General features: G+C 52.2%; 6 protein-coding genes. All 6 read left to right on the top strand.

The window, feature by feature from the left end:
* Positions 1 to 259 (top strand): phosphopantetheine-binding protein (locus tag AC1DNW_RS35190; protein ID WP_477855752.1); only part of this gene is annotated, 259 nt, incomplete at its 5' end.
* A 679-nt stretch (positions 260 to 938) separates the two neighbouring features.
* Complete coding sequence (locus AC1DNW_RS35185; RefSeq protein WP_477855750.1) at positions 939 to 1,640, top strand: 4'-phosphopantetheinyl transferase family protein; 702 nt, start codon at positions 939 to 941, stop codon at positions 1,638 to 1,640.
* Between the two features lie 194 nt (positions 1,641 to 1,834).
* A protein-coding gene (locus AC1DNW_RS35180) for an IS3 family transposase (RefSeq protein ID WP_477855749.1) occupies positions 1,835 to 3,048 on the top strand; the annotation gives its coding sequence in 2 pieces (ribosomal slippage) (positions 1,835 to 2,171 and positions 2,171 to 3,048; 1,215 coding nt in all).
* A 719-nt stretch (positions 3,049 to 3,767) separates the two neighbouring features.
* Positions 3,768 to 5,258, top strand: coding sequence for a hypothetical protein (locus tag AC1DNW_RS35175; RefSeq protein WP_477855748.1), 1,491 nt, complete (start codon positions 3,768 to 3,770; stop codon positions 5,256 to 5,258).
* Between the two features lie 200 nt (positions 5,259 to 5,458).
* Positions 5,459 to 6,223 carry a dienelactone hydrolase family protein gene (locus AC1DNW_RS35170; protein ID WP_477855747.1) on the top strand — a complete coding sequence of 255 codons (765 nt, stop codon included), beginning with the start codon at positions 5,459 to 5,461 and terminating at the stop codon, positions 6,221 to 6,223.
* A 1,241-nt stretch (positions 6,224 to 7,464) separates the two neighbouring features.
* The coding region (locus AC1DNW_RS35165) for a condensation domain-containing protein (RefSeq protein ID WP_477855745.1) at positions 7,465 to 8,437 on the top strand (973 nt) is incomplete at its 3' end.

Raw genomic sequence — 8,437 nt, 5'->3', positions numbered from 1 at the left:
CGGCTACAGGTCGCAGGACTATGTCGCCCCGCGCACGCCGACCGAACAGGCGCTTGCCCGCATCTGGTGCGACGTGCTCGGCCTCGARCAGGTCGGCATCCACGACAACTTCTTCGAACTCGGCGGACAYTCGCTCCTGGCTGTCAGGATTGTGCAGGGCATGCGCRAGATGGGCATGAACGCAAGTATACGCAGCCTGTTCACCACCGACAATCTGGCCGAACTGGCGCAGTCGATAACAGCGCCAGCCGAACCCTAACATTGATTGCTGCGGATTTGAGATATTCTAACTGAGCCAGCTTGAAGCGACGTCGCTGCTCCACTGATGAGGTGATACGGAGAACGCGACCAAGCATGACGTCGTGTTGGTCCTAAGACTCGTGCGGTCTTCACTACGAATCAACCAGCCCAGAAACAAATCCACGGCGCGGACCATGGGACACGAAATCTGCCACTATCCATAAGACTTTAACGGAAGGCTCATGAAGTCATCACCGAGACGGTCAGCATTCGAGAGCTAGCAGGATCAAACCCACGTTGAGCCGCGGCAAAAAAGGCAAAGCTCTCTCAACGCCTCTCCTGATGACCTGATGAAGGAAAGGATGCGAAATTCAATTCGCAGTGAAATTTCACTTGCCCCACCAATAACTCCATGCCTCAAGTTCGAGACAAGCTGCAAACAAACAACTGCGATTTATGAGCAGATGCGAGCAGGAAACGAAAACAGGCCCGACCGCATGATTCCACACTAGAACCCGAAGCTATACCGCTCTGATGGAGCGAACCGTGGTTGTTTCTTCAATACGTCGACACGACTATTGAAACTGCTGATTTTGGAACAAGCGGACTTTTAATGACAGTCTTTGTTGATGCACGACCATTCATCCATTCAGTTCATAGTAGACCAACCGTCGCGTCCAACATTCCGGAAATGGCGCATGAATAGATTCTTTTCCAATGCCAAACAGTTATTTTGGTTGGATGATTCTGCATTTTCGATCTTTCAAACCAACTTCGATGCCTCCTCCTATTCAGAAGAGCTAACCTTAACGATAAACCCAGGCTACGAACAATATCTACACAAGGCTACCGTCAAGCGAAAGTCCGAGTTTCTCGCTGGTCGCTATTGTGCCCAGGAGTCACTAAAGCGATGGCAAGTGCAGGATGAGATCATCGGCATTGGTGAAGGACGTCACCCCATTTGGCCGGCTGGGATCGTTGGCTCGATAAGTCATTGTCACGCCTACGCCGTAGCGGTAACGGCCAAAGTTGATAATGTCCTTGCTGTTGGGCTAGACGCCGAAGATGTCGCCAAGGAAGAGACAATCAACGAAATAATGGAAATGGTCGTAAATCAAAACGAGATAGTCTTGATTAAAGAACCGTCTCGACGAGACGTTGTCTTCACCGTGATATTCTCCATGAAGGAAAGCTTTTTTAAAGCGGTTTATCCGATTGTAGGGTTCTATTTCGATTTCCAAGCCATCTCAATCATTGACATCGACTGGAAGCGGGGTAGCGTTTTGGTCGAGCTAAACCAACAACTACATATGCGTTTCAGGAAAGGTTCGGTTTTCTCCGGACAGTTCCAAATGCTTACGGACGACAAGGTAATTACGCTCTTTCAGATCAAAGCTTAGAGTGCCCGCACGTTTCCTCGAATCCACTTGGTGTTGCATCCCTTGTACTCAGCCCTCCTCTCTCGCGGGGAACCGACCCACCGCACGTCATGTTTCTTGCCTGTTGCCGGATTTCCATTGGTGAACTGCCCCCATTTTCGACCGGACACTCAGCATAAGCAGGAAGGCTCAAGCACAGGCTTGAGGATAAGCTTATGTCTAACGAGTTTCGACAGGTTGACTTGATGATCGGTGACGTCCGGCGGCGACGCTGGACAACGGAACGCAAACTGCAGATCATCGAGGAAAGCTATGCCGCCGGGGAGACCGTCTCCTCTGCGGCTCGGCGGCATGGAGTTGCGCCAAATCTCCTGTATCGCTGGCGTAGGCTTCTGAGCGAGGGAGGTGCGGTGGCCGTGGATTCTGACGAGCCAGTGATCGGCAATTCGGAGGTGAAGAAGCTGGAAGATCGAGTGCGCGAGCTTGAGCGCATCCTCGGGCGTAAGACGTTGGAGAACGAGATTCTCCGCGAAGCTCTTTCCAAAGCCCACTCAAAAAAACCGATATCGCGGCCGATCTTGTTGCCGAAGGACAGTTCCCGATGAAGACCGTGGCTGACGTCCTGGGCGTATCGCGGTCCAATCTCGCCGCGCGACGCAAAGGCAAGTCCAAGCCGCGTGGGCGGTATCTGAAGGCAGACGATGCCGAGCTGCTGCCTGCTATTCGCAAGCTCGTGGATGCTCGGCCGACCTACGGCTATCGGCGGATTGCTGCCCTTCTCAACAGGCAGCGGCGAGCTGCCGATCTGCCCGTCATCAATCGCAAACGGGTTCATCGCATTATGGCCAATCACGCTATGATCCTTGAGAAACACACGGCGGTGCGAGTAGGCCGTGTGCACGACGGCAAGGTCATGGTGATGCGGTCTAACCTCCGCTGGTGCTCGGACGGCCTTGAGTTCACCTGCTGGAATGGMGAGGTGGTCCGTCTCGCGTTCATCATCGATGCGTTTGACCGGGAAATTATCTCATGGGCAGCCGTCGCCAATGCCGGGATATCGGGCTCCGACATTCGAGACATGATGTTGGAGGCCGTCGAAAAGCGCTTCGGCGCAACCAGCGCCCCGCATGCGATAGAACATCTATCTGATAACGGCAGTGCATACACCGCGCGGGAGACTAGGCTGTTTGCCCAAGTCCTCAACCTGATCCCATGCTTCACACCCGTGGCCAGCCCTCAGTCCAACGGCATGTCGGAGGCTTTCGTCAAAACCCTGAAGCGGGACTACATACGCATCTCACCCATTCCGGACGCCGCAACAGCCCTCCGGAAGATCGACGGATGGATCGAAGACTATAATGAAATCCACCCACACTCAGCGCTGAAAATGGCCTCCCCAAGGGAGTTCATCAAAGCATTGTCTCAATAGCTGATCTGTCCGGCGAAATGGGGGCACTCCACCGGATTTCCATTGGTCTTTGTGATTTGTCGTTATGAGCAGAACTGCGCTTCAAGCAAAAGCTGTCTTGCTTCGCAGCTAGAACCTGGCGACTGATCGAAAAGTCAGTTGTCCGGCTAGYCGCCACCTCGTTCACCGAGAACCCCAGCCCACTCACGCGCGCTCGGTCGATGGCGGTGGTGATGCGTTGTGAAACGAGTTGAGCCGCGCAAAACGTTCTGTCCTAAAGAATGCCGATACGCTGGCAAACGATGAACGCTCTCACACTTTGCGACATCAAATCGCGCGCCATTCCAACGAACTTCCCACAAGTCCGCCCGTCCACGATCACGCTGGGAGGCAGGCCTCTGCCTGACCGAGCAAGAAACGCTGATATTGCGGATGGTTTTGCGATGGGCGCCGTGACCATCACGGCATAGCACCCGTTCAAAACATGCGAAAGCCCGTCCAAATCTGTCAATCCTAGATTCACGCCTCGGTTCCGGGTMAGCCCAAACGTGCCGGTGATGCGCGATCTTATTTCCGTGCGCGCATGAGGCACAAACGCTATTCTGTCGGTCGGACACTCATTCCATTGACGTGTTTTCGCTGGACAAATACGCGCATTTGTGGTGATTTTGTCGGAGCGAGCACCTTTTTCGCTTTTAACGAGCTCCCCTTATAGTTGTAGCTTACTACAGGACTGTCGGATGGATTCAATAAAACCAACTGTTTATCGGGTTACGCCCGGACGTCTTTTTGGTGCATGCGTCAACGTATTCTACACGAGCTTTTGTTTCCTTGTTATAAACTTGTTTTATATTCCATTCATCTTGTCGTACCCTCTTTTCAGGTGGAAAAAAACCGGCGAGATTGTGGACAGATTCCCTGTTCCTGTATTTTTTGCCGGTCTAGTAGGCGTCGTCGGGAGTGGCATTTTGGCCAATCGCGATAATAACAACCTGCAATGGCATGAAGCGATACTCACCGTTATACTGTGGAGCTGGTCGTTAGTTCTTTTTGTACGCGCCTTCTATGCTCTGAACTATTTTCCGCAGAAGAAAAACGAAGTTTATGTCTTGATTCAAAAACGATGGCCGGAGCGATGGTATTCCTCCCGTCTGCGGCATCCTGAAAGCGCTATCTTTATTCGGTTTGTCTTGCTTGAAGGCATAACACTTTCAGTGGCATTTATAGCAATGGCATATCCTGAAGCGCCAAATGTTTTGAACGCCGCCTTCTATATTTATGCTGTACTAATATTAACGTCTGCACTTCATGAGGAAGTTGATCACTCGGATATACACAACGATCATTTCCGCCCTGCGAAGGAGACGAAAGGAATCGCTCGCTTAATACTGACATGCACGTCCAAATTTCTCCGGTGGATTTTGAACCCTCTCGCAGGCCGCCAACCTAGCTTCTATCGGGTCCAGCACGTGTATATTCATCACGTTGAGGACAATGGGCCGGACGATATTCAGACAACCCTCCGTAGTGAAAGAACGAGCTTTATTGATTTCTGCAGCTATCACATGCGAACAACGCTGAGCGTAGTATTTGGTGTCGATGTAATATTATATCTGTGGAAGCATAGAAGACGAAAGTTGCCGCAATTTCTGCGGGGCATGGTGATCTGGTATGGCCTATTGCTTCTTCTTTCAATACACAGTCCTGTGGGTGCATTGATTCTTTTCTGCACTCGCGCTGTAGGACGTGGGCTTTGGGGTGCTCTTGGTTCGTACGCTTGGCACGCGATTGCAGATCCAGTAGATAGCGACAACATATCATCGACTACAAACGACCTCCTCTACAAACAAGAGCCGGGAAATATAGCCGGACTTCATGTCCGTCATCATGAGAAAAGTGGAGAATATTGGATAAATCAGGCATATTTGCCCGATGGAAACTTTGAAACTCCGCCTGGATCTGCTTTCCGCAGCCTAGCCTTCATCGGCATGACGGAATTCCAATTTCTTAAGGCGTTATTGACCCGACGGTTTGACTATTTGTCACAATCTGTGATTGTGAATGAGACTATTGGTCCTGTCCCAGAATCCAGGATCGAAGAATTGACGAAACCCATATCGCCTCGCCAGGTTACGCCTGCATATGCACTGCTCGATGCGAAACTTGGTTGGATTTTCTCCAAGTTTTTTTTGAGCCATATCCCGCTCCCAAGTACAACCGTTGAGCGTTGAACGGTGATCCCCGAAATGAGCCGTGAAAGTGCATCCCAGTGGAGAGTGAAAAATTATAATGGGTATTTTTAGCGCCGTAACTTGGTTAGAGACCACGAGCGGTTGATAAAACACGTGGGTGACCGGTCAAAACAACGATCCGGAGACCTTGACTGCGAATAAACCTAACACCTCAAGATAGTGCCAAATAAGGAGCCGGAATGTTTCAGAAATCATCAGTTTTTATCCCGTCAACTGAACACGGTGTCCGATTACAAGTTGTCGTGGCACGTCCACGCACAAATGGCCCTTACCCAACACTAATATTTAACCATGGCTCTACTGGCCGCGGCGTGAATCCGGCGGTGTACAAACGAGTTATATCTCCATCCGTCATCCAAAATTTCTTCAACGAACGCGGATGGCTGGTCCTCTTTCTTCAGCGTCGTGGACGGGGAAAGTCTGAAGGGCGGTATGGAGAGGGACTTGCTTCAGATGGTAGCGGCTACTCGTGCGAACCTGAGATCGCATTGAAGGGTTTCGACAGAGCGGTTGAAGATATGAACGCGGTGGCTTCTTTTGTTCAAAGCCGAGATGACATCGATTTGAATCGAGTTGTTGTCGGCGGTGTTTCGAGGGGCGGAATTTTGTCAATCGCATACGCGGGTATGAGTTCGATGAAGCTCTCTGGGGCCATTAACTTCAATGGCGGTTGGCTCGGCAGAGCATGCCCGGCGCACGAGACAGTGAACCCCCTCATATTTCAGAAGGGTGCAACCTCTGGCCTGCCCACCCTTTGGCTTCACGGAAGCAATGATCAGTATTACAGCATAAGTCACTGCAGACGGAATTTCGAGAGTTTTACCTCAGCCGGAGGGAAGGGCACATTTATTTCGGCCCGGGCTGGTCACGGTCTCCTTTTCAAACCACAATTATGGGCTCATGCAGTGGACAGTTACCTTTCCAAAATAACATCGAAGATATGATGTCAGAGGTCACATCTCGAGGATGGAGGTAATACTGTGGYGGCTCACACGAGGAACGAAAGTACCCGCACAAAATTGCCGGTTCCACGAAAAAACAGAAGCTTTGCGATAGTCTCCGTTGCAGCATACCGCAATCTTCGCGGCCGCTTGCTGCAGCCCGGATTGACCCCACCATGAACGAGACGCCGACCAATCGATTTTCTCTGCCGCTGGTGATCTAATCCTGCGAAATAGCCCTGGCGCTGCATTGGCCAGGGCTTCTGCCACCTGCAGGAAATCCGACGGCTGGCTGTGTGGGGTCGCGATGATGCCGAACAAAGAAAGTCTTAGTGCAAAATCTTCGGAGTAGCCTCATGAGGAACCCATTGGAGTTGTCGGGCCCATCGTTGGCCGCCGGCTCTGATGTCGCGAGGAGAAGGAGGGGCTAGTGCAGCCACCGTCTCCCTTGACGCAATGATCTCCTGCCCGCGCGGCCGTCCATATCAGTCAGCTCTTCCGCGACGAAATACGCCCGGATAGGTTTATGAAGAAGCTCGCCTCATGCTTGCGGAGAAAGCGAGGCACTATATAAATCGTAGCTTTTTCACCAACTGATCCTTGTTGGATCATATAAACGCAACAATCAGTTGTTGACTTTGCGGCGCATTTTAATAGCTTTGGCTATCGCTGAATTTTGATTAATTTTGAAGTGTGGTCATGTCATTAGCTGCAGCTGCAAAGTTTCTCGAGAAAATACATCGCGTTGGAATTGCATTGCGTGTTCTGCCGGATGGAAAGATTCAGGTATCAGGTAAGCGCGCCATAGATGAGGAGCTACGCCAAGAGCTAATAGCTTATAAACCTTGGCTTCGTTCATTGTTGGAAAGCGAAGAAGGTAGATCTTTTCGAAGGGCTTCTCTGGCGCAAGAGCGCATTTTATACATTGAGGCTCTAACTGACCCAKACCACCTCAATAACGTTGCTTTCCAGGTACGGGGCACTGGCCCCTTAGATGTTGATTGTCTGCGTGATGCTTTGCTGCAGATTCATTCGATGCACGACGTTCTTCATTCAGCCCTGGTGCTCGAAGATTCAATTCTAACGTCGACCGTTACCGCAACTGACCTCGATTTTCAGGTTAATGATCTTTCAGCAGATGGAAACGTAAACCGTTCTGTGCAGTACTTTCTTTCGTTGGATGCCAAATATCGTTTTGATATTGCTAGCGGTACCGTGCGCAGCTTGAAGGGCGGCCGTCGGGATTGGCTGAACTGCCGGTGCAGTATGCCGACTATGCGCATTGGCAGCGCGAGCGGCTGCAGGGCGATTACCTTGCACGCCAGCTGGGGTATTGGAAAGACCAGCTGCATGGGACGCCGGCGCTTCTGGAGCTTCCCACGGATCGGTCGCGGCCGGCGATCCAGACGCAGCGCGGCGCCACCATTGGCTTCAGCCTGCCGGCTGATCTGACGGGCGATTTGAAAGCGTTGGGCCAGAAGCATGGCGCAACGCTGTTCATGGCGCTGGAGGCGGGATTTGCAGCGCTGCTGCATCGCTATAGCGGGCAGGACGACATTTGTATCGGAACGCCGATAGCCGGGCGCAACCGCGTCGAGTTTGAGGGGCTGATCGGCTTCTTTGTCAACACGCTGGTGATGCGCAGCCGATTTGGCGATGGCGACAGTTTTGAGCGTCTGCTGTTACAGACGAAGGAAACGGCGCTGCAGGCCTATGCGCATCAGGAGATACCGTTTGAGCAGCTTGTCGAGGAAGTCAGGCCGCAGCGCAGCCTGAGCTATTCTCCGCTGTTCCAGGTCATGTTCATCCTGCAGAATGCGCCGCAGGAACGTCTGGAGCTACCCGGGCTGACTTTCGAGCTGCTTTCCAGCCAGACCGGCACGTCGAAGTTCGACCTGACCTGCAGCCTAACGGAGACGCCGCAGGGGCTTTACGGGGAGTTTGAATATAATACGGACCTGTTTGACGAAGCGACGATGCGGCAGCTGGCAGGTCACTATGAGAAGCTGCTGGAGGAGRTCTGCCGTGATCCTGCCATGGCGGTGGATGCGTTGCCGCTGCTCGGTGCTTCAGACGAGCGTCGCATGCTGGTGGAGTGGAACGACACCCAGGCAGCATATCCGGATGATCAGACGATCCATGGTCTTTTTGAGGAGCAGGTAGCGCGCGACCGGGACGCCATTGCGGTCGTCTACGGCGAAACGGCGCTCAGCTATT

Source organism: Rhizobium sp. 05L429 (assembly GCF_056397645.1).
Note: the sequence above shows the minus strand (reverse complement) of the source record. Positions and strands in the feature narration are given on the sequence as shown.

Excerpts from the sequence above, each read along its gene's own strand:
- AC1DNW_RS35185 (WP_477855750.1), top strand. The coding sequence starts at position 939 with ATGAATAGATTCTTTTCCAATGCCAAACAGTTATTTTGGTTGGATGAT.
- AC1DNW_RS35175 (WP_477855748.1), top strand. The coding sequence starts at position 3,768 with ATGGATTCAATAAAACCAACTGTTTATCGGGTTACGCCCGGACGTCTT.
- AC1DNW_RS35170 (WP_477855747.1), top strand. The coding sequence starts at position 5,459 with ATGTTTCAGAAATCATCAGTTTTTATCCCGTCAACTGAACACGGTGTC.